Raw genomic sequence first — 26,310 nt, 5'->3', positions numbered from 1 at the left:
CTTAGCCCGCATTCATGCACTGAACTGCCCATTCAGTTTCACACGAAACGGCAGGGCCGCTCATTGCCGTTGACCGTCCCGATGCGACGAGAAAGTGTGCGCGATTCAGCGCCAACGTCCGCAGGCATGAAGCACCTACCGGACAGTGATGCAGACGCCCGCAACATCAGGGGGGTCTGGAACCGCCTGCCAGCAAGGGCGGCTCAGTACACTGACCCCGACGAATACCCCGATGGCCACCCGAGTTCCCATGACCGGCACCAGAGACGCTGTTGCAGATGCATTCGAACTGCTGGACAGCGACCCGGCGCAGGCCAAGCGCCAGGCTCATGAAATCCTGAAGGCCACTCCGGGACACCCGGGCGCGCAACTGTTGCTGGGCATGGCAGCGAGCGCGGAAGGCGACCACCTGAATGCCGCTGCGATCCTGGCGCGACTGACAGCAATGCAGCCCCGGTTCGCGATGGCCTGGCTGGCACTGGGCGTGGCCTACAAAGGCGCAGGACAGCCGGGGGCCGCGATCGATGCGCTGAGCAAGGCGATTGCATTGCAGCCCAGCCTCCCGTGCGCGTGGTTGACGCTGGCGGAGGTGCGCCTCGCATCCGGTGATGACATCGGTGCAGATGCCGCATATCTGCAGCACCTGCACCAGAGCCATCGCGACCCGGAACTGATGAGATGCCTCGGGCTGTTGACCAAGCATCGCCTTCAGAAAGCAGCGTAGCTCCTGAGCGCGAGCTTGCGTCGGCAGCCCGGCGATGTCGCCGCAATGCGCATGCTGGCCGAAGTCGAGAGAAGCCCCGCACCAGCGGGGCTTCCCGGAATGAATCCCACGCCCAGACCGGCTCAGGCCAGCGCTGCCGCGATGCGCGCCTGTTCGTCCAGCAGCGCCCGCGGCAGGCGCGGGCCGTACTCGGCCAGGTAGTCGCCGATGCTGGCGAACTCGGCCTGCCAGCCGGCGTGGTCGAGGCCGAACAACTTGGCGCGGGCTTCGTCGGACAGGGACACGCCGTCGAGGTTGAGGTCGGCCGCGCCCGGCAGGTGGCCGATCGGCGTTTCAACCGCGCCGCCCTTGCCTTCGACGCGGCGGATCATCCATTCCAGCACGCGCAGGTTGTCGCCGAAGCCTGGCCACAGGAACTTGCCGTCGTCGCCCTTGCGGAACCAGTTGACGTGGAAGACCTTGGGCAGGTTCGCGCCGGGCTTGTCGAATGACAGCCAGTGGGCGAAGTAGTCGGCGAAGTTGTAGCCACAGAACGGCTTCATCGCCATCGGGTCGCGGCGCATCACGCCGACGGCGCCCGTGGCCGCGGCGGTGGTTTCGGAACCCATCGCGGCGCCGACCAGCACGCCGTGGGTCCAGTCGCGGGCCTCGAACACGAGCGGCACCAGAGAGGCGCGGCGGCCGCCGAAGACGATGGCGCTGATCGGCACGCCCTGCGGGTCCTCGGCCATCGGCGAGTACGACGGGCACTGCTTCGCGCTGACCGTGAAGCGCGCGTTGGGATGCGCGGCCGGGCGCACGGCGGCGTCGTACGGCTGGCCCTGCCAGTCGGTGACCGGGACCTGGCCGTTGTCGATGCCTTCCCACCACGGCTGGTTGTCGGCGGTGACGCCGACATTGGTGAAGATGGTGTTGGTCTGGATGGAGGCCAGGGCGTTCGGGTTCGACTTGTGCGAAGTGCCCGGCGCCACGCCGAAGAAGCCGGCCTCGGGATTGATCGCGTAGAGGCGACCGTCGTTACCCGGACGCATCCAGCAGATGTCGTCGCCGATGGTCCAGATCTTCCAGCCGTCGCGACGATAGCCTTCCGGCGGAATGAGCATGGCGAGGTTGGTCTTGCCGCAAGCAGACGGGAACGCCGCGGCGATGTAATGGGTTTGCCCCTGCGGGTTCTCCACGCCGAGGATCAGCATGTGCTCGGCCAGCCAGCCCTCGCTGCGCGCCTGGTGGCTGGCGATGCGCAGGGCGTGGCACTTCTTGCCCAGCAGGGCGTTGCCGCCGTAACCCGAGCCGTACGACTTGATCGTCAGCTCCTCGGGGAAGTGCATGATGTAGCGGCGGTTGGGATCGAGCTCGCCGATCGAGTGCAGGCCCCTCACGAAGCTGCCGTCGCGTTCGATGCGCGCCAGCGCGGCGGCGCCCATGCGGGTCATGATCCGCATGTTGGCGACCACGTAGGGCGAGTCGGTGATTTCCACTCCGCAGCGGGAGAGCGGCGAGTCTATCGGGCCCATGCAGTACGGGATGACATACATCGTGCGGCCCTGCATGCAGCCGTCGAACAGGGCGTCGATCTTGGCGTGGGCTTCGTCCGGCGCCATCCAGTGGTTGTTGGGGCCGGCGTCCTCGTGATGGGCGGTGCACACATAGGTCAGGTGTTCGACGCGGGCCACGTCGTCCGGATGCGAGCGGTGCAGGTAGCTGCCGGGATGGGTCTCTTCGTTGAGCCGGTGCAGGGTGCCGTCGGCCAGCATCTTGTCGATCAGCGCCGCATTCTCGGCGTCGCTGCCGTCGCACCAGTGGATGGCACCTGGCCGGGTGAGTCGCGCCACCTCGGCAACCCATTGGTTCAAGCGGTCGAGTTTGCTGGTCATGAAGTCGGAGTCCTTCGCCTGTCGCGGGCAGTCGTTGAAATCGTTTGCAGGAAACGCCGCGCCGCGCCCGTGGCGCCGCGCGGCAGCGATCAGTGCCTCTGTGGCACCAGGGTCGCCATCATGTGTTCGACGTAACCGTCGAAACCCTCGATGGGCTGGCGGGCCTGGAACCGGGGCAGCTCCAGCTGCAGCACGCCCACGTACATCGCGTAGGTCATGCGCGCCCGGTTGAGTGCGTCCTTCTGGCTCAGGCCGGCCTGGCGGAACGACGTGAACAGGAAGCCGATGCGGCGCTCCAGCACGTGCCCCAGCACCGCGTCCACCGCCGGATGCCCGGCGGCCTTGAGCAGTTCGGAATAGATGATGTGGGTCTTGTTGTGATGCGCGATCAATCGGAACAGGGTGCGCAAGCGTTCGGTCGCATCGTCGATCGCCTCCAGCGCGCCGTAGGCGGTCTGCTCGTCGCGCTCCCAGCGCTCCAGGGCGGCCTGCAACAGGGCATCGCGCGAGGGGAAATGCCAGTAGAAGCTGCCTTTGGTCACGCCCAGCCGGCGCGCCAGCGGCTCCACCGCGACCGACGCGACGCCTTGTTCTGCAATCTGGTCGAGCGCCTCGCGGGCCCAGTCGTCGGCGCTCAGGCGCCCGCTGCGGGGTGCGGTTCCGGTCATCGTGACGCTCGTTCCATACGCTGTCGACGGGGGGCAGTATGCTGAGTTTTCACTCGGTTTTCGCGCGTTGACAGTCTCGCCGCAAGCGCCATACTAGCCCGTATGGTAGGCAGGGCACGCCCTGCGCGCAATGCCTGCCGCCCCATGACCGCCGTGCTACCGGGAGCCCCGCCATGAGCTTCGTCCTGCCTTTCGTCGTCATTTTCGCCGCGGGTGCGTTCGCCGCCTACCACCGGCTGCGGCTTGCGGTCTGGGCCGCGCTGACCGTCACCCTGCTGGTGGCCTGCTGGCTGCTGGGCGCCCATCCGGCGGCTACCGCCATTGCCGCCGCGCTGGTGGCGCTGGTCGCCGTGCCGCTGCTGGTGCCGGCCATCCGCAAGCCGCTGCTGACCGCACCGGCGCTGGGCTTCCTGCGCAAGGCGCTGCCGCCGCTGTCGCAGACCGAGAAGATCGCGCTGGAAACCGGTTCGGTCGGCTTCGAGGGCGACCTGTTCTCCGGCAAGCCCGACTGGAACAAGCTGCTGGCCTACCCGAAGCCGCAGCTGACCGCCGAGGAACAGGCCTTCCTCGACGGCCCGGTGGAAGAGCTGTGCAAGCGCATCAACGACTGGGAAATCACCCACGTCCACGCCGACCTGCCGCCGGAGCTCTGGGAGTTCATCAAGAAGGAGAAGTTCTTCGGGATGATCATCCCGAAGCAGTACGGCGGCCTGGGCTTCTCCGCGCTGGCCCACCACAAGGTGATCCAGAAGATCGCCTCGATCTCCAGCGTGGTCAGCGCCACCGTGGGCGTGCCGAACTCGCTGGGCCCCGGCGAGCTGATCAACCACTACGGCACGCAGGAACAGAAGGACTATTACCTGCCGCGGCTGGCGATCGGCCAGGAAGTGCCCTGCTTCGGCCTGACCGGCCCATTCGCCGGCTCGGATGCCACCTCCATCCCCGATTTCGGCATCGTCTGCAAGGGCGAATGGAACGGCGCCAACGTGCTGGGCCTGCGCCTGACCTTCGACAAGCGCTACATCACCCTGGCACCGGTCTCCACGTTGATCGGCCTGGCCTTCCGCATGTACGACCCGGACGGCCTGATCGGCGATACCCGCGACATCGGCATCACCCTGGCGCTGCTGCCGCGCGACACCGAGGGCGTGGACGTCGGCCGCCGCCACTTCCCGCTGAATTCGCCGTTCCAGAACGGCCCGGTGCGCGGCAAGGAAGTGTTCATCCCGCTCAGCCAGCTGATCGGCGGCGTGGACATGGCCGGCAAGGGCTGGAACATGCTCAACGAATGCCTGGCCGTTGGCCGTTCGATCACCCTGCCCTCCACCGCCAGCGGCGGCGCCAAGGCCGGCGCGGTGGTGACCGGCGCCTACGCGCGCATCCGCAAGCAGTTCGGGCTGTCGGTGGGCCGCTTCGAAGGCGTGGAGGAAGCGCTTGCACGGATCGGCGGCAAGGCCTATGCGATCAGCGCGCTGTCGCAGGCCACCGCCGCCGCGGTCGACCGCGGCGACGTGCCGTCGGTGCCGTCGGCGATCGCCAAGTACCACTGCACCAACGCCGGCCGCGACATCGCCAAGGACATCATGGATGTCATCGGCGGCAAGGGGATCATCCTCGGCCCGCGCAACTTCGCCGGCCGTTCGTGGCAGGCCGCGCCCATCGCGATCACGGTGGAAGGCGCCAACATCATGACCCGCAGCCTGCTGATCTTCGGGCAGGGCTCGATCCTCTGCCATCCGTACATCCTCAAGGAAATGCGGGCGGCGCAGGACCCGGACGTGAAGGCCGGGCTGGAGGCGCTGGACGGCGCGCTGTACGCCCATGTCGGCGGCGCGATCTCGAACGCGGTGCGCTCGTTCTGGCTGGGCCTGACCGGCGCGCGCCTGCAGGCAACCGCGGGTGATGCCTACACGAAGAAGTTCTTCCGCAAGCTCAACCGTTACGCCGCCAACCTGGCGCTGCTCACCGACGTGTCGCTGGGCGCGCTGGGCGGCCGGCTGAAGTTCAAGGAGTCGCTGTCCGGCCGGCTCGGCGACGTGCTCAGCCACCTCTACATGATGGGCGCGGTGCTCAAGCGCCACCATGACGAGAACTGCCCGGAAGCCGACAAGCCGCTGCTGGCATGGGCGTTCCACAACAGCGCCTACGAGATCGAGCTGGCGCTGTCGCAGGCGCTGCGCAACTTCCCGATCAAGCCGCTGGGCTGGCTGCTGTGGCCGCTGGTGTTCCCGCTGGGCCGCCGCGCGGTGGCCCCGGGCGACCGCCTCAGCCATCGCGTGGCCATGCTGCTGATGGCGCCGAACGAGGCGCGCGAACGCCTGGCCGACGGCGTGTTCCTGACCCCCGGCGAGCACAACCCCGGCGGCCGCATCAACAGCTACCTGGCCAAGGCGATCCTGGCCGAGCCGGTCGAGCGCAAGTTCCTGAAGGCGCTGAAGACCAAGGACATCGAGGCGCTGGACTTCGCCTCGCAGCTGGACGAAGGCGTGCGCGAGGGCTGGATCAGCACGGACGAACGCAAGCAGCTGGAAGAGCTGCACGCGATCACCCTGGACACGATCACCGTGGACGACTTCGACGCCCACGAGCTGCGCGCGGCCAGCTATTACGACGGCCGCGCGGACGGCAGCAGGCGCGCGGTCGCCTGAGCGTCCTTGCCGTCCCGGCCCGGTGCCGGGACGGCAACGCCGGTAACCCATGTCCGTCCTCTCGACCTACCGGAATCTGGCTCGCTGGCCCGCGGGCCGCTGGCTGTTTTCGCGGCTGGTGTGCTGGAAGGCGCCGTATTTCTCCAGCATCGCGCCGCGCATCGAAACGCTGGAGCCGGGTCGCTGCATCGCAACCCTACGGCATCGGCGCGCGGTGACCAACCACATCGGCACGGTCCACGCCATCGCCCTGTGCAACCTCGCCGAATTCACCGGCGGGCTGGCCTGCGACGCCGGCATCCCGGCATCGATGCGTTGGATTCCCAAGGGCATGGCCGTGGCCTACCTGAAGAAGGCGATGGGCACGATGCGCGCCACTGCCACCCCGGCGTTCCCGCCTCGCGAAGCGGCGGAAGGCTATGAATTGCCGTTCGAGGTGGTGGTGCAAGACTCGCGCGGCGAGACGGTGTTCCGCGCCCGCATCGCGATGTGGGTCTCGCCGAAGGGTTGAGGCCGGAGCGTGCTCAGCCGCCCTCCGGCGCGCGTGCATCCGGCAGCTTCTTCGCCTCGGCCGAGACCCGCCACGCGCTGAAGGTGAAGCCGCAGGCCACCAGCAGGCCGGCACCGAATACCGCGGTGGAGCCGAATGCCGCCAACAGCTTGTGCGTCCACACGAAGGTCAGGTCGCCACCGCGGTAGATCACGGTGTCGATGGCCGCGCCGGCCTTATAGCGCCACTCGCGGGCGACCCGGGTGTAGATGGTTTCGCGCGCCGGCTTGCCCAGCGCGAACTCCCCGCTGCGGGTCATCACCTGCACCACCGCCACCAGCAGCGGCAGCGGCGATGCCGCCAGCGCGGCATAGCCCAGCACGATGGCGAACCCCGGGACCAGTAGCGCCGGCGCGATGCCGAAGCGCGACAGCAGCGCGCGGGTGACGAACAGCTGCACCAGCAGGGTCACCCCGTTCACCGCCAGGTCGATGCTGGCGTAGTAGGCGGTGGCCGCCTTCGGATCGGGATAGAACTGCCGCACGATCGCCGCCTGCTCGTTGTAGAGCAGCGTGCCCACCCCCACCCCGAGCACGCACAGCATCGCCAGCCAGCGCAGCAGCGGCTCGCTGGCGACCAGCTTCAGGCCGGCCCAGACCGCGCCGCCCATCGGCACCTCGCCACTGGCAAGCCGGCGGCTGGCCTCGCGGCGCACGGCGTAATGGCGCAGACGCAGCAGGCAGACCACGCACAGCACCAGGAACGCGGCCGACACCAGCATCAGGTTGGCGATGCCGATGCGCTCGACCAGCACCCGCGTCAACGCCGGCCCCAGGATCGCGCCCACGGTGCCGGCGGCGCCGATGTAGCCGTAGCTGCGGCGCGCCTCCGCGTCGCTGAAGACATCGGCCATGAAGCTCCAGAACACCGCCACCGCGAACAGGTTGAACACCGTGATCCACAGGAAGAACGCCATCCCGCGCCCGGGCATGCCGCTGTCGAAGGCGACATAGAACAGCAACAGCGTCGCGATGAAGAAGCCGTACACCGTCGGCAGGAACACCCGCCGCGGCCAGCGGCTCACCAGCCAACCATACACCGGCTGCAGCGCCAGCATGATCAGGAAGGTGCAGGTGAACAGCACCTGCAGCTGCAGCTCCTTCAGGGCGATGCCGCGCTCCGCGAAGAAGGCGATCATCGACGGCGGGAACAGTGCGGTAACGTCGCTGGACGCGCCCATCGCCTCGCGCACCGGGCGCAGCACGTAGTAGCCGGTCAGCAGGCAGAAAAAGTACAGGAACGACCACAGCAGCGGCGGCGAATCGCCCAGCGCGGCTTTGAAGCGACCGAAACTGCCGGCGACGGCGGGGCGTTGGGACATGGCTGCCGGAAGGCGGAACGGTGCGCAACGGTAACCGCTGGAGCCCCGTCCGCGCCACCCCGCCAAAGAGCATTTGCTCTAGCAGTGGCGCATACGTTCGGACGGTCATCGCAGGGGGCGCACGTGTACGACTACATCATCATCGGTGCCGGCTCCGCCGGCTGCGTGCTGGCCAACCGCCTGAGCGAGGACCCCGCGACAAAGGTGCTGCTGCTGGAGGCCGGCGGCCGCGACTGGCACCCGTTCGTGCACATGCCGGCCGGCCTGGCCCGGATCGCCGGGCTGAAGTCGATCAACTGGGACTACGCCACAGTGCCGCAGCCGCAGCTGGGCGGGCGCGTGCTGTGGTGCCCGCGCGGCAAACTGCTGGGCGGCTCCAGCTCGATCAACGCGATGTGCTACATCCGCGGCGTCGCCGCCGACTACGACGCCTGGGCTGCCGGTGGCGCCGAGGGCTGGCATTGGGACAACGTGCTGCCCTACTTCCGCAAGTCCGAGGGCAACACGCGCGGCGGGGACGCCTTCCACGGCGCCGATGGCCCGCTCAGCGTGTCCGACCTGCGCCACGTGAACCCGCTCACCCGCGTCTTCATCGAAGCCGGGCAGCAGGCCGGGCTGTCGGTCAACGACGACTTCAACGGCGCGCACCAGGACGGCGTGGGTCTGTACCAGGTCACCCAGCGCAACGGCGCGCGCTGCTCGGCGGCGGTCGCCTACCTCGACCCGGTCAAGGCGCGACCGAACCTGACCATCCGCGCCCACGCCGAGGTCAACCGGATCACCTTCGCGCGCGGCCGCGCCAACGGCGTGGTCTGTTCGATCAAGGGCCAGGGCTTCCATTTCGAAGCCGCGCGCGAAGTGATCCTCAGCGGCGGCGCGATCAATTCGCCGCAGCTGCTGATGCTGTCCGGCATCGGCCCCGCCGACGAACTGCGCCGGCTGGGCATCGAGGTGCTGCACGATGCGCCGGGCGTCGGCGCCAACCTGCAGGACCACCTGGACGTGACGACGCTGCAACACTGCACCCAGCCGATCAGCTACGACCGGATCAGCGAGGTCAAGACCGCGCTGCAGTATTACCTCGGCGGCCATCAGGGCCCGGGCACCAGCAACGTGGCGGAGGGAGCAGGCTTCGTACGCTCCAGTCTGGCGCCCGACGCGCGCACCGACATCCAGCTGCACTTCATCCCGGCGATGATCGACGACCACGGCCGCAACCGCCTGCGCGGCGACGGCTACACCCTGCACGCCTGCTTCCTGCGCCCGCGCAGCCGCGGCAGCGTGCGGCTGGCCAGCAACCGCGCCGCCGACAAGCCGATCATCGACCCCAACTACCTTGGCGATGCGGAAGGTTTCGACCGCCGGATGCTGGTGGAATGCGCAAAGCTGTCGCTGGACATCCTGGCGCAGAAGGCATTCGATCCCTATCGCGGCGCGCCGATCTTCCCCGCCACCGCCCCGCGTACCGACGCCGACTTCCTCGAGTTCGTGCGCAGCCGCGCCGAAACCGTCTACCACCCCATCGGCACCTGCCGGATGGGCAGCGACGGTGCCGCAGTGGTCGACCCGCAGCTGCGCGTGCGCGGCGTCGACGGCCTGCGCGTGGTCGATGCCTCGGTGATGCCCGAGCTGCCGGGCGGCAATACCAACGCGCCGACCATCATGATTGCGGAGCGCGCGGCCGACCTGATCCGGGCCGCCACCCACTGACCCGTATTGCGAACCACACCATGATGCGCCCGCCTACCGGAGGCGCGCAGAAAGGGCCGACGCCCTTCGCGAGATTTCAAAGATGCCGTGCGCTTCGCATGAGCGCGCGAGAGCAATGGGTTTGGCTTGACCTCGCGAAAGCGCTCGCGCCCCTGCGGTGCGCCTACGAAAGCAAGAGGCGGGGTGACCGAATCTGGCGCGAGGCGACCGATCCCCCTGCTTCAGGCGCGATGCCTCAGGCCTGATGCTCCAGCACCGGCGGCAGCGGACAGTGGAGCACGCCGCAGATCGTGCGCAGCAGTTCGGCTTCGGCCACGCGGATGCGGCCGTCGCTGCTGATGGCGTCGGTGACCGCTTCCACCATCGCCTGCTTGGCCAGCGGATCCAGCGCGTCCAGCGGTTCCCACACCGCGTCCAGCGCCTGCACGCCGGCCATCGGCGGTGCATAGGCGAGGTGGTCGCGCGGGAGCACGCGCTGCAGCCCGGCGAGGTAGGCCCGGCGCGCAGCCGCTTCGTCGTCATGGCCGTAGCGCGCCACCACCGCCAACAGGGTGGCGAACTCGTTGCGCACGTTGCCGGGCTTGCGCCGCCCGAAGCGGGCGTAGCGCGCCGGATCCAGCGATTCGCGCACCTGCACCTGCAGCAACCGCGCCAGGCAGTATTCGAACAACGACACTTCGCCGTCGGCGTCGATCGCGGCCTGCACGGCATCGAGGAAGCGTTCCAGCTGCGGACGCGGCCGCAGCCGCAGCACCGGGAACGCCAGCGCCGCCAGCGGCAAGCGCAGCGCCGGGTGCAGATCGGCGGTCAGCTGCTGGTGGATGCGCAGGGCGTGGTCGGCGACAACCCCGCCAAGCCGTTCGGCGATCAACCCGCGCTGCGCCTCCAGCACGTCGTCGGCCCCCGCCAGCAACAGCGCCAGCAGCAGCGGCATCACCGCCTCGCGATCACGGGCCAGATCGCGCAGTGCTTCCGGGATGGCATCGACGATGGCATCGGCGCGGCGGTAGTCGTCCGACGCCGGCATCGCTACCTGCGCGGCCACCTGCGGCGGCGACACCCGCACCTGCTCGCGCGCACCCGGCAGCGGCCTTGCGCTGGCGTCGGCCAGCCCCAGCGCGATGTCTTCCCGCAGGCCGTCCGGCGGCGCCGCCCGCCATTCGGCGCGCAGCCGCTGCAGCTGTTCGTCGCGGAACCCCGGCTCCAGCGCGCGAATGCGCTCCAGCAGCGGCGGGTGGGTGGCGAACAGGCTGGAGAACCCCACCCCGTCGCCGAACAGCATGTGGCTGACTTCCTCGGCGTCGCCGCGGTGGCTGAGCCGCGAGCCTTCGCCCACCCCGGCGATCTTCTTCAGCGCGCCGGCAAGCCCCGCGGTCTGGCGGGTGAACTGCACCGCGCTGGCGTCGGCCAGCCGCTCGCGCGAACGGCTGACGCCGGCCTTGATCAGGCGGCCGAAGAACAGCCCCACGTAGCCGATCACCATCGCCACCAGCGCGGCGACCAGCAGGGCGCCGGCGTTCCTGTTGCGGCTGCCGCCGAAGCGGCCGTATTCCAGCACCTTGCGGCCGATCAGGCCGATCATCAGGATGCCGAACAGCACCCCGATCAGGCGCACGTTGAGCCGCATGTCGCCGTTGAGGATGTGGCTGAACTCGTGCGCGATCACGCCCTGCAGCTCGTCGCGGTTGAGCCGCTCCAGCGCGCCGCGGGTCACCGCCACCACCGCATCGGATGGACTGAAGCCGGCGGCGAAGGCATTGATCGCCGCCTCCTCTTCCATGACATAAAGCTTCGGCACCGGCACGCCGGAAGCGATGGCGATTTCCTCCACCACGTTGCGCAGCCGCCGCAGCGACAGATCGGTGGTGTCCGCCGGCACCAGCGTGCCGCCCATCTGCTGCGCCACCGCTTCGCCGCCACCGCCCAGGCTGGCGATGCGGTAGAGCGAGCCGAACAGGATCGTCAGCAGGGTGACGCCGCTGGTGAAGGCGAGCATGCGCCACGAAGGCGCGACCAGCCACGCCGCCAGGTCGACGGCCGCCACGATCCCGAGCACCGCCAGCACGAACAGGAACACCAGCCGCGCGGAGGCGCGGCGTGCGGCGGCCTGGTGTTCGAAGAAATTCATGGCGGGAAGGCGTCCCTCATCCAGCCCGTGGCCACGTTCTCCCCGCGCGGCGGGGAGAACGAGCGCATGCGATCAGAACTGCACCTTCGGCGCTTCGCGCACCTGCGCCTGCTTGTCGGCCGGGATCTCCAGCAGGGTGGCCGGCTGGAAGCCGAACATCCCGGCGAACACGCTGTTCGGGAACACTTCGCGCTTGTTGTTGTACGCCATCACCGAATCGTTGAACGCCTGCCGCGAGAACGCGACCTTGTTCTCGGTGCTGGTCAGCTCCTCGGTGAGCTGCATCATGTTCTGGTTGGCCTTGAGGTCCGGATAGGCCTCGGCCACCGCCAGCAGGCGGCCCAGCCCGGCATTGAGCTGGCCCTGCGCGGCGGCAAGCTGGGCCATCGCCGCCGGATCGCCGGGACTGGCCTTGGCCGCGGCCAGGCCCGACTGCGCGGCGGAACGCGCCGCAATCACGGCTTCCAGCGTCTCGCGCTCGTGCGCCATGTATTTCTTCGCCACTTCGACCAGATTGGGGATCAGGTCGAAGCGGCGCTGCAGCTGTACGTCGATCTGCGCAAAGGCGTTCTTGAACGCATTGCGCGCGGTCACAAGGCCGTTGTAGATGCCGATGGCCCAGACCACGAGTGCAACCACGACCGCTGCGACAATCGCCAGGAAAATCAAAAAGCTACCCATTGAAGCTCCCCTCATTCATGCATTCGTGGAAACAGGCGCTAGAATCGACCCGTCGTCGCAGCATACGCAGGGGGCACAGCCGATGAAAGAGCGCACCCGGGCACATGTCTGGAAGGCCGGCCTGATCGCAGCACTGCTGCCGCTGGCGGCCGGCTCAGCCACCCAGGGCAGCGTGCCGTCCAGCGGCACCATCGCCCGCGCCGCCGCCGAAACAGACCTGCCACCGGCGCTCTCCCTGCCCGCCCCGGCCCACTCTCTCGACATCGCCCGCTTCGAGGCGATCGCCGAAGCCCTGGTGGCCAACGGCCGCATCCCGGGTCTGGCGATGGCGATCGTCAAGGACGGCCGCATTCTCAGCGCACGCGGCTACGGCATCACCGATACCCGCGCACCGGAGCCGGTCGATGCCCACACGGTGTTCCGGCTGGCCTCGTTGTCGAAGTCGTTCGCCGGCACCATGACCGGGATCCTGGTCAACGACGGCATGCTGCGCTGGGACAGCCACCTCACCGACTACGTCCCCTCGTTTCGGATGTCGATGCCGGACGCCGCCCAGCGGATCACCGTGGCGGACATCCTCAGCCACCGCATGGGGCTGACGCACAACGCCTTCGACCGCGACCTGGAAGGCAATGCGAACTACCACGACCTGACCCTGCGGATGGCCAACGCGCCGATGACCTGCGCGCCCGGCGACTGCTACGCCTACCAGAACGTGGCCTTCAGCCTCATCGGCGACATCGTGTTCGCCACCACCGGCCAGTTCTACAGCGAGGCGGTGGCGCGCCGCATCTTCAAGCCGCTGGGCATGAACGACGCCAGCTACGGCCTGGAAGGCATCGAGGCCAGCGCGCGCTGGGCCCGCCCGCACGTGCGCGGACGCGGCGGCTGGGTATCGCTGACGCCCAAGCCCACCTATTACCGCGTGGCGCCGGCCGCCGGCGTCAACGCCAGCATCAGCGACATGGCGCAGTGGCTGCTGGCGCATACCGGCCACCGCCCCGAAGTGCTGCCGGCGCCACTTCTGGCGACCCTGCATGCGCCGGTGGTGGCGACGCCCAGCGAGATCCGGGGCGCCTCCTGGCGGCGCACCCGGCTGACCACCGCCGGCTATGCGCTGGGCTGGCGCGCCTACAACTATTCCGGCCACCAGGTGGTGTTCCACGGCGGCGCCGTGCAGGGCTATCGCGGCGCGATGGCGCTGCTGCCGGAACAGGACCTGGGCGTGGTGATCCTGTGGAACAGCGAGAGCGCCCTGCCCGGCGGCCTGCTGCCCACCATCCTGGACAACGCGCTGGGCATGAGCGACGGCCAGTGGCTGGACGACGAAACGCTCGACGGCTCCGAAGACGTGCTCTATGCCGAGCGCAACGTCGCGCCGTCCGGCGCCAGCGCGTCCGCATCGAAGGCGTCCCCGCCCTGAGCCACGCATGACGGCGTAGCTGCACGACGACAAAAAAAGAAACCCCTCCCGCCTGGGCAACGGGAAGGGGTCTTCAGGATCTTGCTGACGCCGGCACGGGCAGCGCCCGCGCCGGTCGCGACTTTCTTACAGCGTCGGCACCGGAGCAGCCGGCATCTGCGGAGCAGCGGCGGGCTTGGCCTTCTTGGCAGCAGGCTTCTTCGCGGCCGGCTTCTTGGCAGCGGCCTTCTTCGCCGCCGGCTTCTTGGCGACAGCCTTCTTCACGGCCTTCTTGGCAACGGCCTTCTTGGCAACCTTCTTCGCCGCCGGCTTCTTGGCGACAGTCTTCTTCGCGGCCTTCTTGGCGACCGGCTTCTTGGCAACGGCCTTCTTGGCGACCTTCTTCGCCGCCGGCTTCTTGGCGACGGCCTTCTTCACCGCCTTCTTGGCGACCTTCTTCGCCGCCGGCTTCTTGGCGACAGCCTTCTTGGCGACCTTCTTCGCCGCCGGCTTCTTGGCGACGGCCTTCTTGGCAACCTTCTTCGCCGCCGGTTTCTTGGCGACGGCTTTCTTCGCAGCTTTCTTAACAGCCATGGGATGGCTCCTCGTCATTGGGTAAATCGGTAAAGCCCAGTTACGAAAGACACCGCAGGTATCGGACCTGCGATCGACCGCCGGCGCGCCACGCGCGCCGGAACGGATGCTGCTCCGATGCGGGCGACCAGCGCCGCATCGGCAGGCGACATTTCCATCCCACTAAAAAACCTGCGGCGCGACACGCGGCAGGCTTCTGGAGAGATACCGCCGGAACCGGCAAGCAGGCATTCGCGTGAGGGACGGGGCGCCTGCATCCACTTTCCGCAGCAGCGGGTGGAGTCGGTTGTCGCGCCGTCGGCTGTTGCGTTCTGCTTGCTCACTTGATTCCGCAGGAAATGTCTGCTGGGCGAAACCTAATCACGCTTTTTTCTAGTGTCAACAATCTTTCGCGAAGTTTTTCTCCGCTGCGTCCGCGAACGCAGCGCGCACCACCGCCTTCACGCCGCATGCGCGCATGACGTGCCGGCGCGCGCTGCGTCGACGCGCGCCGCATCGATGCCACGCACGCAAGCAATGGCGCGGCCTGCAGCGATTCCATGCGACTCGCGCGCGTCGCCATGGATGCCATCGCGACGCGCGCGGAACGCGCGCGCGCCACATCCACAGACAGCCCGCGCACCGTTGCGATTCGATCCAGGATTTCGCGTCGCACAAGCGCGTTTGCGCGAAAACTGCGCGAACTTTCCGCGGCGTTCGCGCCTGCGCGCAGCGTTCGCAACGGACATGGAGGAGGCGCGCGCATCTCGGCGCATGGCCGCGACCGCGCGACGGAAGATGCGCCCGGCGTGGATGCCTTGCACGAAAAAACCCGCGACGCTTCCGCCGCGGGTTTCGGGTTGCCGATGAAAGCGCGATCAGTGATCGTCGCTTTCCAGCAGCTCGGCATAGTCGTCCGGGCCCAGCAGCTCGTTGAGCTGTTCGGCATCTGCCAGCTCCACCACGAACAGCCAACCGTCGCCGTAGGCGTCCTCGTTGATGGTCTCCGGCTTGTCGGCCAGCGCCTCGTTGACTTCGAGGACCTTGCCGCCCACCGGCGCGTAGACGTCGGACGCCGCCTTCACCGATTCCACCACCGCGCAGGCGTTGCCGGCCTCGACGGTATCGCCGACGTTGGGCAGCTCCACGTAGACCAGGTCGCCGAGCAGGCCCTGGGCATGGTCGGAGATGCCGATGACGGCCCGGCCATTGCCTTCGGCGCGGACCCATTCGTGGGATTTGAGGAACTTGAGATCGCCGGGGATGTCGCTCATCGGGTGGCTCCTGTTGCGCAGTGCGTGGGGGGGGTTGGGGAAGTCTAGCTAAGCGGTGGCGGAAAGGTCAGATGCCGGGCTGCACGGTGTTGTCGCGGACAAACGGGAACTTCACCACCCGCACCGGCACCTCCTTGCCGCGGATGTCCACGCGCACCTCGCCGGGTTCGCCGGCGGGCACGCGGGCGAAGGCGATCGCCTTGCCGATGGTGGGGGAGAACGTGCCAGACAGGATCTCGCCCTCGCCGTTGGCGGTCAGTACCTTCTGGCCGTGGCGCAGCACGCCCTTCTCGTCCATCACCAGACCGATCATCTGGCGCGCGGTGCCGGCCGCCTGCTGCGCTTCCAGCGCGGCGCGGCCGATGAAATCGCGGCCCTCGTCCAACGAGACCGTCCAGCCCAGCGCGGCCTCGAACGGCGTCACGTCCTCGTCCATGTCCTGGCCGTACAGGTTCATGCCGGCCTCCAGCCGCAGGGTGTCGCGCGCGCCCAGGCCGGCAGGCGCGACGCCCGCCGCCAGCAGCGCGTTCCAGAACGCCACGGTCTGCGCCTCCGGCACGATCACCTCGAAGCCGTCCTCGCCGGTGTAGCCGGTGCGGGCGACGAACACGTCCACGCCGTCCGTGGTCTGCGCGGCACGCGCGGAGAAGCGCGCCAGCTTGGACACCGGCGCGCGGTCGTCCTCGCGCAGCAGCCCGATCACCTTCTCGCGGGCATTGGGGCCCTGAACGGCGACCATGCCGAACTCGGGACGCTCCTTCACCGCCACGTCGAACGTCTTGGCCTGCGCACCGATCCACGCCAGGTCCTTGTCGCGGGTGGAGGCATTGACCACCAGCCGGAACCACTCCTCCGACATGAAGTAGATGATCAAGTCGTCGATCACCCCGCCACGCTCGTTGAGCATGCAGGTGTACAGCGCCTTGCCGGGCTTCTGCAGCTTGTCGATCGCATTGGCGACCAGGTGGCGCAGGAACTCGCGCGCGCGCGCGCCCTCCAGGTCGACCACGGTCATGTGGCTGACGTCGAACATGCCGACGTCGCGGCGCACCTGGTGGTGCTCGTCGAGCTGGGAACCGTAGTGGATCGGCATGTCCCAGCCGCCGAAGTCCACCATCTTGGCGCCGAGCGCGCGGTGGGTGTCGTTGAGGATGGTCTTGTCGGTCATGGGGGGCCTGCCTGCGTGGGGAGTCGCATTATCCCAGACGCCCGCGCCCTACGCGCCGGTATGCGGCGCCGGCTCCACCTGCAGGGTCATGGCGTCGCCCCCGACGATGCGGACATGGCTGCCCGCGGGCAACGCCGGCCCGGTGACGTCCCAGTAGGCGTCGGCGATCTGCACGCGGCCGCGGCCGTCGACGATGGCGCGCTCCAGCGGCACCACCCGCCCGACCAGCGCCGCCGTGCGGCGGTTCAGGGCGGGCTGGTCGCTGGGCCGCTCACGGTTGCGGAACCAGCGCCGGTACACCTGGATGGACACGAAACTGAGCGCGACGAACGCCGCCACCTGCACCAGCAGCGGGATCCCCGGCACCAGCAGCACGCCCAGCAGCACCGCCACCGCGGCGAAGCCCAGCCACAGCATGAAGGCGCCGGGCGCCATCGCCTCGGCCGCGAACAGCAGCAGCGCGAATGCCGCCCAGGCGAACACGTCCCAGCGCATGGTCAGCTCCCCTGCTTCGCCTGGATCGACGGCTGCTTGCCCATCGCCTCGCGCGCCAGCTCGGCGATGCCGCCCAGCGAACCGATGATCCCCGACGACTCCATCGGCATCATCACGAACTTCTGGTTGGGCGCCTGCGCCAGTTCCTTGAACGCCTCGATGTACTTCTGCGCGACGAAGTAGTTGATCGCCTGCACGTTGCCGGAGGCGATCGCGTCGGACACCATCTGGGTCGCCTTGGCCTCGGCCTCGGCCAGGCGCTCGCGCGCCTCGGCCTGGCGGAACGCGGCCTCCTTCTGGCCTTCCGCCGACAGGATCGCCGACTGCTTCTCGCCCTCGGCCTTGAGGATCTCCGCCTGGCGGAAGCCCTCCGCTTCCAGGATGTTGGCGCGCTTCTCGCGCTCGGCCTTCATCTGGCGCGCCATGGAATCGACCAGGTCGCGCGGCGGCTGGATGTCCTTCAGCTCGATGCGGTTGACCTTCAGGCCCCAGGGGTGGGTGGCCTGGTCGACCGCGTGCAGCACCTTGGTGTTGATCTCGTCGCGCTTGGACAGCGATTCGTCCAAGTCCATCGAACCGATCGCGGTGCGGATGTTGGTCATCACCAGGTTGAGGATGGCCACCTCCAGCTGGGCCACCTCGTAGGCCGCCTTGGCGGCGTCCAGCACCTGGAAATAGACCACGCCGTCCACCTTCACCACGGCGTTGTCCTTGGTGATGACGTCCTGGCTGGGCACGTCCATCACCTGCTCCATCATGTTGATCTTGCGGCCCACGCCGTAGACCACCGGCATCAGGAAGTGCAGGCCCGGCTCCATCGTATGGGTGTAGCGGCCGAACCGTTCCACCGTCCACTGGTAGCCCTGCGGCACCATCCGCACGGTCTTGGACAGCAGGATGATGCCGGCGAGCAGCAGGATCAGAGCAAGTGCGGGTGCCATCGGATGTCCTCCCTGGATGATGCGCCCAGTATAGGTACCGTGCCCCCGGATGGGGGCGGCAGCACGCGCCTGCCGTGGCGGGGCCGCGGGGGCCGCCGCCGCGAACGACGGACATTTGAGCCGTCGCCGCGCGCGCCCTATCCTGCCGGTCTACGGGGGAGATGCGTGAACAAGATCGGACTGGAGCTGCGGGAGTTCTGGCAGCAGCTGCGCGCACCGCCCGACGCGCTGATGCTGGAACTGGGAGCCGGTGGCGAGCTGCTGGTGGCGAAAGTGCGCGCGGCGCTGTCGCTGGCGCTGCTGCTGTTGCCGCTGGTCAACATCGTCACCGGCGAATACATGCCCACCGAAGGCATCGCCGGGATGTTCGGGGTGATCCTGGCCGTGGCCGCTTCGCAGGTACTGCTGCTGCTGGCGCGCCAGCAGCGCCGCTTCCGCTGGCTGCCATGGGTGACCACCAGCTACGACGTGTCGCTGACCACCTTCGTGCTGGCGCTGCTGGCGCCGTCCTCGCTGGCGGCCAGCCTCAACAGCATGGTGGTTTGGGCGTTCTACCTGGTCGCCGTCTGCATGACCGCGCTGCGCAACGACGGCCGGCTGACCCTGTACACCGGCGCGCTGGCGATGCTGCAGTACGCGGCGCTGGCTGCCGCGGTGTTCGCGCTGGCGCAGACGCCCGAACAGTTGGCATCGGCCGATTACGGCACCGCCCGCGTGTCCAACGTGCTGCAGCGGGTGCTGCTGATCGCCATCGTCACCGCGATCACCGCCGCGGTGGTCTATCGCATGCAGCGGCTGGTGGAGCTCTCCGGCACCGATGGCCTGACCGGCCTGCCCAACCGCACGCTGCTGGTCCACCATTTCCCCGCGCTGCTGGACGGCGCGCGCGAGCAAGGCGGCTCGCTTGCACTGGGCCTGATCAACCTGGACTTCTTCCGCCGCATCAACGACGAGGCCGGCCACGCCACCGGCGACCGTGCGCTGCGCCACGCGGCGGGGGTGTTGCGCGAGGGGCTGGAGCCCGGCGACCTGCTGGTCCGGCTGGGCGGCGAGGAGTTCGTGCTGCTGATGCCGCTGCCCGCCGGGCGCGCGTGGGAAAGGCTGGAAGCGCTGCGCCGCGACCTCGCCACCCGTCCCTTCGTGGCCGATGCCGATGCCGATGCCGACCTGCTGCGGATCACCTTCAGCGCCGGCCTCGCCAGCTGCCCGCAGGACGGCGCCGACCTGTCGCAGCTGATGCGCCGGGCCGACCTGCGCCTGTCCCAGGCCAAGCTGGAAGGCCGCAACCGGGTGGTGGCGCGCTGATCCCGCCGGGTTCCGCTTGCCCGCAATGCCCGCCATGACTAACCTGCGCCGTGCAGGCGCACCGTACCGCCTCGCATGGGAGACTCCGTGAGCCTGAAGCTGCGCCTGACCATCATGAACTTCCTCCAGTTCTTCGTCTGGGGGGCGTGGCTGATCACCATCGGCCGCTACTGGTTCGAGAACCGTGGATGGTCCGGCACCAGCTTCGGCGCGATCTTCTCGACCATGGGCATCTCCGCCTTGTTCATGCCCTCGCTGCTGGGCATCGTTGCCGACCGCTGGATCAATGCCGAAAAGCTGTACGGCGCCCTGCACATCCTGGGCGGCGTGTTCCTGTGCCTGCTGCCGCAGGCCTCCGATCCCAACCAGTTCTTCTGGCTGATCCTGGCGACGATGCTGTGCTACATGCCCACCATCTCGCTGGCGATCGCCGTGGCCTACAACGCCCTGAAGCGGGAAGGCCTGGACGTGATCCGCGACTATCCGCCGATCCGCGTCTGGGGCACGGTCGGCTTCATCGCCGCGATGTGGACGACCAGCCTGCTGGGGCTGGAGAAATCGCCGGGGCAGTTCTACGTCGCCGCCGGGGCCGCGTTCGCGCTCGGCCTGTACGCCTTCACCCTGCCGCCTGCGCCGCCGCGCATGGCGCTGGCCGAAAGCCGCTCGCTGCTGGACGTGCTGGGGTTGACCTCGTTCCGGCTGTTCCGCGACCGCAACATGGCGGTGTTCTTCGTGTTCGCGATGCTGCTGGGCGCAGCGCTGCAGCTGACCAACGCCTATGGCGGCACATTCCTCGGCGAGTTCGAGAACAACCCGGCCTATGCCGACACGCTTGCGGTGAAATACCCCGCCATCATCATGTCGATCTCGCAAATCAGCGAGACGCTGTTCATCCTGACCATCCCGTTCTTCCTGAAGCGCTTCGGCATCAAGACAGTGATGACCATCAGCATGGTGGCCTGGTTCCTGCGCTTCGGCCTGTTCGCCTACGGCGACCCCGGCCCGGGGCTGTGGATGATCGTGATGTCGTGCATCGTCTATGGCATGGCGTTCGACTTCTTCAACATCTCCGGCAGCCTGTTCGTCGAACAACAGGCCGACCCGAAGATCCGCGCGTCGGCGCAGGGCCTGTACATGCTGATGACCAACGGCGTCGGCGCAGTGCTGGGGAGCCTGGCCGCCGGTTTCGTGATTGATCGCTGGTACACCGACGCCGCCGGCGTCAAGGACTGGCAGGGCATCTGGACCGCCTTCGCGCTGTATGCGCTTGCGATGGCGGTGGCCTTCGTGCCGCTGTTCAAGCACCGCCACCAGCCGCACCGGGTGGTGCCGGCACATGGTCCGGCCGACGTGGGCAACCCGTGAGCGCCGCGCGCGTCCTCATCGTCGGCTCGTTCAACGTCGACCACGTCTGGCGGGTGGCCTCGCTGCCCGCCCACGGCGCCACCCTGAGCGGCAGCTACGCCACCGGGCCTGGCGGCAAGGGTTTCAACCAGGCCGTCGCGGCGCGCCGTGCGGGCGCGGCCACGCGCTTCGTCTGCGCGCTGGGAGAGGATCTGGGTGCACAGCTGGCGCGCGCCCTCTGCAGCGCCGACGGTATCGACCTGCGCGCCGCGGTGGTCGCCGACCCCACCGGCACCGCCGGCATCTACGTGGACGCACAGGGCCGCAACTGCATCGTGATCGGCGCCGGCGCGAACGCGACCCTGGCCGCCGACCATGTCGCGGGCGCGCTGGGCGACGCGGCAGCCGCCGACGTGGTGCTGGCGCAGCTGGAATCGCCGCTGGACGCGGTCGCCCGGGCACTGGATGCGGCCCGTGCCGCCGGCGCCACCGCGATACTCAACCCGGCCCCCGCCAACGTCGCCATCGACGAGACCATGCTGGTGCGGGCCGACATCCTGACCCCGAACGAAACCGAATTCGCCGCCTTGGTCGGCCGCCACGTCGGGGAACGGATCGAAGCCGACGCCGTGGCCAGCCTCGACCAGCCGCGCCTGCACGCGCTCTGCCGCGAGCTGCTGCCGCACGGCAGCGTCATCGTCACCCTCGGCGCCAGCGGCTGCTTCGTCTCGCACGCGGATGCCGTACCGCGCGGCGACACCGCGCCCTGCTACCGCATCTCGGCGGAGCCCGCGCAGGCCATCGACACCACCGGCGCCGGCGACGCCTTCAATGGCGCGCTGGCCGCGTCGCTGGCACAGCGACCCGAGTCCGCCTTCGTCGAGCACGTCCGCTTTGCCAGCCGTTATGCCGCCCGCTCCACCGAACAGGCCGGCGCAGCACTGGCGATGCCGAGACTGGAGGTGGGTTGAGTCCGATCCGGAAACCGACTGCTGCGCGGCAATGGTGGGTTGGCTGGGAATCGAACCCAGGACCAGCGGGTTGAGTCCGATCCGGAAACCGACTGCCGTGCGGCGATGGTGGGTTGGCTGGGAATCGAACCCAGGACCAGCGGATTAAAAGTCCGATGCTCTACCGACTGAGCTACCAACCCGTTGAGACAACACCCGGCATTGCACCGGGGCGCGCATTCTAACCGATGCCGGCGCTGGCGTAGCGGGTGGGATCGATGATGCCGGCTTCGGCGAAGCCCTGCGCGCGCAGGCGGCAGGCGTCGCAATGGCCGCAGGCGCGGCCATCGGCATCGGCCTGGTAGCAGCTGACGGTCTGCGCGAAATCCACGCCCAGGCGCAGGCCCTCGCGGGCGATGTCGGCCTTGGACATCCGCATCAGCGGCGCGTGCACGCGGAAGCGGCTGCCCTCCACGCCGGCCTTGGTGGCCAGGTTGGCCAGCGCCTCGAAGCCGGCGACGAACTCCGGCCGGCAATCCGGATAGCCGGAATAATCCACCGCATTGACCCCGCAGAACAGGTCGGTGCTGCCCAGCACCTCGGCCCAGCCCAGCGCCACCGACAGCATGATGGTGTTGCGCGCAGGCACGTAGGTGGACGGGATGCCTTCGCCGATCACATGGCCATCGGCGTCGGTGGGAACCTGGATCTCCTCGTCGGTCAGCGCCGAACCGCCGATGCTGCGCAGGTCCACGTTGACGGTCTTGTGGGCCACCGCGCCCAGCGCCGCGGCCACGCGCGCGGCGGCGTCCAGCTCGGAAGTGTGGCGCTGGCCGTAGCGCACGCTCAGGGCGTACGGCGCAAAGCCCGCCTCCTTCGCGATGGCCAGGACGACGGCGGAATCCATGCCGCCGGACACCAGGACGACCGCGGGTTTTGAAGATTCGATCATTGCCGGGGATCCTTGAAACCGTCATTCCCGCGCAGGCGGGAATCGCGCTTGATGTTGCTGTCGCCGTTGCTTCGGGGGAAGCGAAGAGCAGGAGCGATTCCCGCCTGCGCGGGAATGCCGTCGAAGGCGCTCATTTGCCCGGCTCGTCGTTCCACAGCAGCTTGTGCAGCTGCATCTGGAAGCGCACCGGCAGCCGGTCGGCCACGATCCAGTCCGCAAGTTCGCGCGCAGCCACCTGCGCGGCGCTGGGCGAAAACAGTACGTCGCAGCACTCGTGCAGGCGGTGGTCGGCCAGCACGCCCTTGGCCCAGTCGTAATCCTCGCGCGAGCAGATGACGAATTTCACCTGGTCGTGCGGGGTCAGCAGCGGCAGGTTGCCCCACAGGTTGCGCGCCGCCTCGCCCGAGCCCGGCGTCTTGATATCCAGCACGCGCGAGACGCGCGCGTCGACGCCGGCGATGTCGAGCGCGCCGGAGGTTTCCAGCGAGACCACGTAGCCGGCATCGCACAACCTTTCCAGCAGCGCGAGGCAGCGCTTCTGCGCCAGCGGCTCGCCGCCGGTGACGCAAACGTGGCGCGCGCCAAGGCGGGCCACTTCCGCCAGGATGGCGTCGATGTCCCACCACTGCCCGCCGTGGAAGGCGTAGGCGGTATCGCAGTACTGGCAGCGCAGCGGGCAGCCGGTCAGGCGCACGAACACCGTCGGCCAGCCGGCATCGCGGGCTTCGCCCTGCAGCGACAGGAAGATTTCGGTGAGCTTGAGGCGCTCTGTCTGGCTGGCCGCCGATGCGGCGGCCGCATCGGCAACGGCGTTCATGCGGGTATTTTAGCGGTTGCCGGCCAGATGCATCGAGCGCAAACGATCATCGGCGATGCGTGCGGCATCGCTGCCCGGATAGCGCTCGGCCACCTGCCGCAGCGTGGCCATCGCCGCCTCGTTCTGGCGCAGCCCGTATTGGGCCAGGCCCAGCTTGAGCAGCGCACCGGGCGCCTTGTCGTTGCCGGGATAGCGGTCCAGCAGGGCGCGGAACTGATCGGCGGCCAGCGCGTAGTTCTGGGTGACGTAGTAACTCTCGCCGAGCCAGTACAGCGCGTTCGGCGCCAACTGCCCGGCCGGGAAGGCGGCAAGGAAATCGCGCAGGCGGCGCGACGACTCGACGTAGTCGCCGCTCTTCAATGCTTCGAAGGCATGGGCGTAGGCACCCTGCTCGTTCTGCGCGCCCGCGACCGGCGTTGCGGCCGCTGCGGAAGCGGGCTGGGCCACCGGCGGCGCGCCGGCCGCGACCGGCTCCCCCGGTTGCGGCGCAGTGGCCGGAGCCGGGGCGCCGCCCTCCAGCCGGTCGAGCCGGCCGCTCAGGTCCAGGTACTGCACGCGCTGGCTCTGCCTGGCCTGCTCCAGCTGCTGCTGCAGTTCTTCCATCTGGCCGCGCAGCGCCTGCACTTCCGCCTGCAGGGCGGACACCTGGTTGACCAGCGCGACGCCGTTCTGGTCGCCGGCGCCGCGGGCTTCAAGCGCCGCGACGCGGTCGGCCAGGCTGGCGCGCTGGGCCACGGCCAGCGGCGATGCCAGCAGCATCGCCACCAGTGGCAGCAGGATCGCCGGACGCATCACTTCTCGCTGTAGACCAGTTCGACGCGGCGGTTCTTCGACCAGCAGTCTTCGCCGGACTCGTTGCAGACCGGGCGCTCCTCGCCGTAGCTGATGACGGTGAGCTGGCTGGCGCCGCCGCCGTTGGCCTGCAGGGCCGAGGACACGGCATTGCCGCGGCGCTCGCCCAGGCCCATGTTGTATTCGCGGCTGCCGCGCTCGTCGGCGTTGCCTTCCAGGCGCAGGCGCGCGCTCGGACGGTCGCGCAGGTACTTGGCATGGCAGGACATGGCGGCCTGGAATTCCGGCTTCAGCGCATCCTGGTCGAGATCGAAGTACACCACCCGCTGGCGCAGGCAGGCGTCGCTGTCGAGGTCGGCCGGGGTGTAGGCGCCGGGCGTGGTGCTGGTGACCGGCGTGGTGGTGGCGCCGGTATCGACCGGGGTTTCGGCCGGCGGGGTTTCCTTGACCTTCTTGGAGCAGCCCACAGCCACGGCGGAAGCCAACACGGCGAGGGTGAGGAAGCGGCCCACGTGCGAAAGCGAAACAGTCATCGGAATATCCTCGTCTTGGATGCGGTGAAGCTGAAGATGAACAGGGAGTCTAGCCGGTTCCGGCGTGACGATGGGGTGAGTCAGCGCTTGCGGTAAGGCGACCACGCAGGCTCGCGCACGTCGCCGTCGCCCAGGCTCAGGCGCTGGCGCACGCGGCCGTCGGCGGACACTGCATACAGCACGCCGCGGCGGCCTTCGCGCGCTGCGTAGAGCAGCATCGCCCCGTTCGGCGCGAAACTCGGCGACTCGTCCAGCGAGCCGGGCGAGAGCATGCTCCAGCGCGCGCCGCCGGTGCTGCGGTCCATCAGCGCGATGCGGTAGGTATTGCCGGCGCCCTGCGCGGTGGCCAGCTTCTTGCCGTCGAACGACACCGAGGGGCTGGCGTTGTAGCTGCCGTCGAAGCTGACCCGGGTGGCGCTGCCGCCACTGGCGGGCATCTGGTAGATCTGCGGGCGGCCACCGCGGTCGGAGGTGAAATAGAGGCTGGCGCCGTCGTGGCTCCAGGTCGGCTCGGTGTCGATGCCGAAATGATTGGTGAGCTGGGTCAGGTGCTTGCTGCCCAGGTCCATCACGTAGATGTCGGGATTGCCGCCCTTGGACAGGGTCATGGCCAGGCGACTGCCGTCGGGCGAGAACGCGGGTGCGCCGTTGATGCCGCGGAAGCTGGTCACCTTGTCGCGGCTGCCGGTGGCGATGTCCTGGATCCAGATCCCGGAGTTGCCGCCCTCGAAGCTGACGTAAGCCAGCTTGCGGCCGTCGGGACTCCAGGACGGCGACAGCAGCGGCTCGGTGGAATTGACCACGGTGCGCGGGTTGTAGCCGTCGGCATCGGCCACCACCAGCGCGTAGCGGGTGCTGCGGCCCAGTCCGCTGGCGGTGACATAGGCAATCCGGGTCCAGAACGCGCCGGGCACGCCGAGGATCTTTTCGTACACCGCGTCGGCGATCTGGTGGGCCACGTCGCGCATCGCGCCAGCCGGCGCGGTCAGCGCGAAGCCCAGCAGGCGCTCCTGCTTGGCCACGTCGAACAGTTCGTATTCGGTGCGGTAGCCGCCGCCACCGGGGACGCAGCGACCGATCAACAGATAGTCCTGCTTGAGCATGCGCCAGGTCGGATAGGCCACCTCGCTGCCCTGGGTGGGCCGCTCCGGCAGGCTGGCCGGGTCGGGGCTGCGGAACTGGCCGGAGCGGCCGAGGTCGGCGCGCACCACGCCACCGACATCGGTATCGCCGCAGCTGCCGCCGAACGGCACCACCGTGATCGGCAGGGCCGCGGCATTGCCGCCCACGATGTCGATCTCAAGACTGCGCGACTGCGCCAGCACCGTGCATGCGGGCAGCAACAGCAGCGGGACAAGCAGGCGGCGGGCGATGCGCTTCATGCGGCCTCACTGGCAGGAACAAGATGAATAGGTTGGACGATCAGGGTGATGGCTGGATGAACGCCAGCGGACTGCGGG

General features: G+C 68.7%; 24 protein-coding genes and 1 tRNA gene. 8 read left to right on the top strand and 17 right to left on the bottom strand.

Annotated features, from left to right (window positions below; genetic code table 11):
• Window positions 1-250 precede the first annotated feature (250 nt).
• Complete coding sequence (locus SPK54_RS04345) at window positions 251-724, top strand: tetratricopeptide repeat protein (protein ID WP_330946703.1); 474 nt, start codon at window positions 251-253, stop codon at window positions 722-724.
• Window positions 725-846: 122 nt separating this feature from the next.
• Here SPK54_RS04345 and SPK54_RS04340 read toward each other — a convergent pair whose 3' ends face one another.
• Together SPK54_RS04340 and SPK54_RS04335 are read right to left on the bottom strand one after the other, a co-directional pair.
• Window positions 847-2,598, bottom strand: a complete 1,752-nt coding sequence (locus SPK54_RS04340; protein ID WP_330946702.1) for a phosphoenolpyruvate carboxykinase (GTP) — start codon at window positions 2,596-2,598, stop codon at window positions 847-849.
• A gap of 89 nt (window positions 2,599-2,687) precedes the next feature.
• Entirely contained in the window at window positions 2,688-3,266 is a 579-nt protein-coding gene (locus SPK54_RS04335; protein ID WP_330946701.1) for a TetR/AcrR family transcriptional regulator, read from the bottom strand.
• Window positions 3,267-3,439: 173 nt separating this feature from the next.
• Between SPK54_RS04335 and SPK54_RS04330 the strand changes: the two genes are divergently transcribed.
• On the top strand, window positions 3,440-5,914 hold the full coding sequence (locus SPK54_RS04330) for an acyl-CoA dehydrogenase (RefSeq protein WP_330946700.1): 2,475 nt from the start codon (window positions 3,440-3,442) through the stop codon (window positions 5,912-5,914).
• 49 nt (window positions 5,915-5,963) lie between these two features.
• A complete protein-coding gene (locus SPK54_RS04325; RefSeq protein WP_330946699.1) occupies window positions 5,964-6,425 on the top strand; it encodes a hotdog fold domain-containing protein in 462 nt (153 codons plus the stop codon).
• A gap of 13 nt (window positions 6,426-6,438) precedes the next feature.
• On the opposite strand, the gene SPK54_RS04320 is transcribed toward SPK54_RS04325, so the two are convergent.
• Window positions 6,439-7,785 (bottom strand): MFS transporter, encoded by a 1,347-nt coding sequence (locus SPK54_RS04320; RefSeq protein ID WP_330946698.1) that lies wholly within the window; start codon window positions 7,783-7,785, stop codon window positions 6,439-6,441.
• A 123-nt stretch (window positions 7,786-7,908) separates the two neighbouring features.
• Between SPK54_RS04320 and SPK54_RS04315 the strand changes: the two genes are divergently transcribed.
• Window positions 7,909-9,495 carry a choline dehydrogenase gene (locus SPK54_RS04315; RefSeq protein WP_330946697.1) on the top strand — a complete coding sequence of 529 codons (1,587 nt, stop codon included), beginning with the start codon at window positions 7,909-7,911 and terminating at the stop codon, window positions 9,493-9,495.
• Window positions 9,496-9,730: 235 nt separating this feature from the next.
• On the opposite strand, the gene SPK54_RS04310 is transcribed toward SPK54_RS04315, so the two are convergent.
• Together SPK54_RS04310 and SPK54_RS04305 are read right to left on the bottom strand one after the other, a co-directional pair.
• Window positions 9,731-11,623, bottom strand: coding sequence for a M48 family metallopeptidase (locus SPK54_RS04310; RefSeq protein WP_330946696.1), 1,893 nt, complete (start codon window positions 11,621-11,623; stop codon window positions 9,731-9,733).
• Between the two features lie 72 nt (window positions 11,624-11,695).
• The gene (locus SPK54_RS04305; RefSeq protein ID WP_330946695.1) at window positions 11,696-12,304 is read right to left on the bottom strand and encodes a LemA family protein; all 609 of its coding nucleotides are present in this window, start codon (window positions 12,302-12,304) and stop codon (window positions 11,696-11,698) included.
• An 82-nt stretch (window positions 12,305-12,386) separates the two neighbouring features.
• On the opposite strand from SPK54_RS04305, the gene SPK54_RS04300 reads away from it, so the two are divergent.
• Window positions 12,387-13,727, top strand: a complete 1,341-nt coding sequence (locus SPK54_RS04300) for a serine hydrolase domain-containing protein (RefSeq protein ID WP_330946694.1) — start codon at window positions 12,387-12,389, stop codon at window positions 13,725-13,727.
• Between the two features lie 126 nt (window positions 13,728-13,853).
• Here the strand turns inward: SPK54_RS04300 and SPK54_RS04295 are convergent, their stop codons facing one another.
• The 5 genes from SPK54_RS04295 to SPK54_RS04275 form a co-directional block, all read right to left on the bottom strand.
• Window positions 13,854-14,300, bottom strand: coding sequence for a histone H1-like repetitive region-containing protein (locus SPK54_RS04295; RefSeq protein WP_330946693.1), 447 nt, complete (start codon window positions 14,298-14,300; stop codon window positions 13,854-13,856).
• A gap of 857 nt (window positions 14,301-15,157) precedes the next feature.
• Window positions 15,158-15,553: a glycine cleavage system protein GcvH gene (gcvH, locus tag SPK54_RS04290; RefSeq protein WP_330946692.1), complete on the bottom strand. Its 396-nt coding sequence runs from the start codon at window positions 15,551-15,553 to the stop codon at window positions 15,158-15,160.
• Window positions 15,554-15,620: 67 nt separating this feature from the next.
• A complete protein-coding gene (gcvT, locus tag SPK54_RS04285; RefSeq protein ID WP_330946691.1) occupies window positions 15,621-16,721 on the bottom strand; it encodes a glycine cleavage system aminomethyltransferase GcvT in 1,101 nt (366 codons plus the stop codon).
• 48 nt (window positions 16,722-16,769) lie between these two features.
• Window positions 16,770-17,216, bottom strand: coding sequence for an NfeD family protein (locus SPK54_RS04280; RefSeq protein WP_330946690.1), 447 nt, complete (start codon window positions 17,214-17,216; stop codon window positions 16,770-16,772).
• Between the two features lie 2 nt (window positions 17,217-17,218).
• Window positions 17,219-18,157, bottom strand: a complete 939-nt coding sequence (locus SPK54_RS04275) for an SPFH domain-containing protein (protein ID WP_330946689.1) — start codon at window positions 18,155-18,157, stop codon at window positions 17,219-17,221.
• A 165-nt stretch (window positions 18,158-18,322) separates the two neighbouring features.
• Here SPK54_RS04275 and SPK54_RS04270 point away from each other — a divergent pair, with 165 nt between their 5' ends.
• From SPK54_RS04270 to SPK54_RS04260, 3 genes are all read left to right on the top strand, one after another.
• Window positions 18,323-19,462 (top strand): GGDEF domain-containing protein, encoded by a 1,140-nt coding sequence (locus tag SPK54_RS04270; RefSeq protein WP_330946687.1) that lies wholly within the window; start codon window positions 18,323-18,325, stop codon window positions 19,460-19,462.
• A gap of 87 nt (window positions 19,463-19,549) precedes the next feature.
• Window positions 19,550-20,827, top strand: a complete 1,278-nt coding sequence (locus tag SPK54_RS04265; protein WP_330946686.1) for a nucleoside permease — start codon at window positions 19,550-19,552, stop codon at window positions 20,825-20,827.
• Window positions 20,824-21,777: a ribokinase gene (locus SPK54_RS04260; protein WP_330946685.1), complete on the top strand. Its 954-nt coding sequence runs from the start codon at window positions 20,824-20,826 to the stop codon at window positions 21,775-21,777. Before SPK54_RS04265 ends, SPK54_RS04260 begins: the two co-directional genes overlap by 4 nt.
• Before the next feature lie 106 nt (window positions 21,778-21,883).
• On the opposite strand, the gene SPK54_RS04255 is transcribed toward SPK54_RS04260, so the two are convergent.
• From SPK54_RS04255 to tolB, 7 genes are all read right to left on the bottom strand, one after another.
• Window positions 21,884-21,959 (bottom strand) — tRNA-Lys (locus tag SPK54_RS04255).
• Between the two features lie 38 nt (window positions 21,960-21,997).
• Window positions 21,998-22,708: a 7-cyano-7-deazaguanine synthase QueC gene (gene queC, locus SPK54_RS04250; protein ID WP_330946684.1), complete on the bottom strand. Its 711-nt coding sequence runs from the start codon at window positions 22,706-22,708 to the stop codon at window positions 21,998-22,000.
• Window positions 22,705-22,842, bottom strand: coding sequence for a hypothetical protein (locus tag SPK54_RS04245; RefSeq protein ID WP_330946683.1), 138 nt, complete (start codon window positions 22,840-22,842; stop codon window positions 22,705-22,707). The genes queC and SPK54_RS04245 overlap by 4 nt, the downstream gene beginning before the upstream one ends.
• Window positions 22,839-23,525, bottom strand: coding sequence for a 7-carboxy-7-deazaguanine synthase QueE (gene queE, locus SPK54_RS04240; protein WP_330946682.1), 687 nt, complete (start codon window positions 23,523-23,525; stop codon window positions 22,839-22,841). The genes SPK54_RS04245 and queE overlap by 4 nt, the downstream gene beginning before the upstream one ends.
• Before the next feature lie 9 nt (window positions 23,526-23,534).
• Window positions 23,535-24,317 carry a tol-pal system protein YbgF gene (gene ybgF / locus SPK54_RS04235; protein ID WP_330946681.1) on the bottom strand — a complete coding sequence of 261 codons (783 nt, stop codon included), beginning with the start codon at window positions 24,315-24,317 and terminating at the stop codon, window positions 23,535-23,537.
• The gene (pal, locus tag SPK54_RS04230) at window positions 24,317-24,850 is read right to left on the bottom strand and encodes a peptidoglycan-associated lipoprotein Pal (protein WP_330946680.1); all 534 of its coding nucleotides are present in this window, start codon (window positions 24,848-24,850) and stop codon (window positions 24,317-24,319) included. The genes ybgF and pal overlap by 1 nt, the downstream gene beginning before the upstream one ends.
• 80 nt (window positions 24,851-24,930) lie before the next feature.
• Entirely contained in the window at window positions 24,931-26,232 is a 1,302-nt protein-coding gene (tolB, locus tag SPK54_RS04225) for a Tol-Pal system beta propeller repeat protein TolB (RefSeq protein ID WP_330946679.1), read from the bottom strand.
• Between the last annotated feature and the right edge of the window lie 78 nt (window positions 26,233-26,310).

It is taken from the genome of Thermomonas sp. LB-4 (assembly GCF_036409385.1).
GTDB lineage: Bacteria > Pseudomonadota > Gammaproteobacteria > Xanthomonadales > Xanthomonadaceae > Thermomonas.
The sequence above is the reverse complement of the archived record's forward strand: the minus strand, read 5'-3'. Positions and strand labels throughout refer to the sequence as shown.

Bases quoted from the DNA above. Each gene is read 5' to 3' on its own strand.
- SPK54_RS04310 (WP_330946696.1), bottom strand. From the start codon at position 11,623: ATGAATTTCTTCGAACACCAGGCCGCCGCACGCCGCGCCTCCGCGCGG.
- queE (WP_330946682.1), bottom strand. From the start codon at position 23,525: ATGAACGCCGTTGCCGATGCGGCCGCCGCATCGGCGGCCAGCCAGACA.
- SPK54_RS04275 (WP_330946689.1), bottom strand. From the start codon at position 18,157: ATGGCACCCGCACTTGCTCTGATCCTGCTGCTCGCCGGCATCATCCTG.
- SPK54_RS04295 (WP_330946693.1), bottom strand. From the start codon at position 14,300: ATGGCTGTTAAGAAAGCTGCGAAGAAAGCCGTCGCCAAGAAACCGGCG.
- ybgF (WP_330946681.1), bottom strand. From the start codon at position 24,317: ATGCGTCCGGCGATCCTGCTGCCACTGGTGGCGATGCTGCTGGCATCG.
- SPK54_RS04345 (WP_330946703.1), top strand. From the start codon at position 251: ATGACCGGCACCAGAGACGCTGTTGCAGATGCATTCGAACTGCTGGAC.
- SPK54_RS04325 (WP_330946699.1), top strand. From the start codon at position 5,964: ATGTCCGTCCTCTCGACCTACCGGAATCTGGCTCGCTGGCCCGCGGGC.
- SPK54_RS04280 (WP_330946690.1), bottom strand. From the start codon at position 17,216: ATGCGCTGGGACGTGTTCGCCTGGGCGGCATTCGCGCTGCTGCTGTTC.
- SPK54_RS04245 (WP_330946683.1), bottom strand. From the start codon at position 22,842: ATGAGCGCCTTCGACGGCATTCCCGCGCAGGCGGGAATCGCTCCTGCT.
- SPK54_RS04320 (WP_330946698.1), bottom strand. From the start codon at position 7,785: ATGTCCCAACGCCCCGCCGTCGCCGGCAGTTTCGGTCGCTTCAAAGCC.
- SPK54_RS04300 (WP_330946694.1), top strand. From the start codon at position 12,387: ATGAAAGAGCGCACCCGGGCACATGTCTGGAAGGCCGGCCTGATCGCA.
- queC (WP_330946684.1), bottom strand. From the start codon at position 22,708: ATGATCGAATCTTCAAAACCCGCGGTCGTCCTGGTGTCCGGCGGCATG.
- SPK54_RS04340 (WP_330946702.1), bottom strand. From the start codon at position 2,598: ATGACCAGCAAACTCGACCGCTTGAACCAATGGGTTGCCGAGGTGGCG.
- pal (WP_330946680.1), bottom strand. From the start codon at position 24,850: ATGACTGTTTCGCTTTCGCACGTGGGCCGCTTCCTCACCCTCGCCGTG.
- SPK54_RS04330 (WP_330946700.1), top strand. From the start codon at position 3,440: ATGAGCTTCGTCCTGCCTTTCGTCGTCATTTTCGCCGCGGGTGCGTTC.
- tolB (WP_330946679.1), bottom strand. From the start codon at position 26,232: ATGAAGCGCATCGCCCGCCGCCTGCTTGTCCCGCTGCTGTTGCTGCCC.
- SPK54_RS04305 (WP_330946695.1), bottom strand. From the start codon at position 12,304: ATGGGTAGCTTTTTGATTTTCCTGGCGATTGTCGCAGCGGTCGTGGTT.
- gcvH (WP_330946692.1), bottom strand. From the start codon at position 15,553: ATGAGCGACATCCCCGGCGATCTCAAGTTCCTCAAATCCCACGAATGG.
- gcvT (WP_330946691.1), bottom strand. From the start codon at position 16,721: ATGACCGACAAGACCATCCTCAACGACACCCACCGCGCGCTCGGCGCC.
- SPK54_RS04335 (WP_330946701.1), bottom strand. From the start codon at position 3,266: ATGACCGGAACCGCACCCCGCAGCGGGCGCCTGAGCGCCGACGACTGG.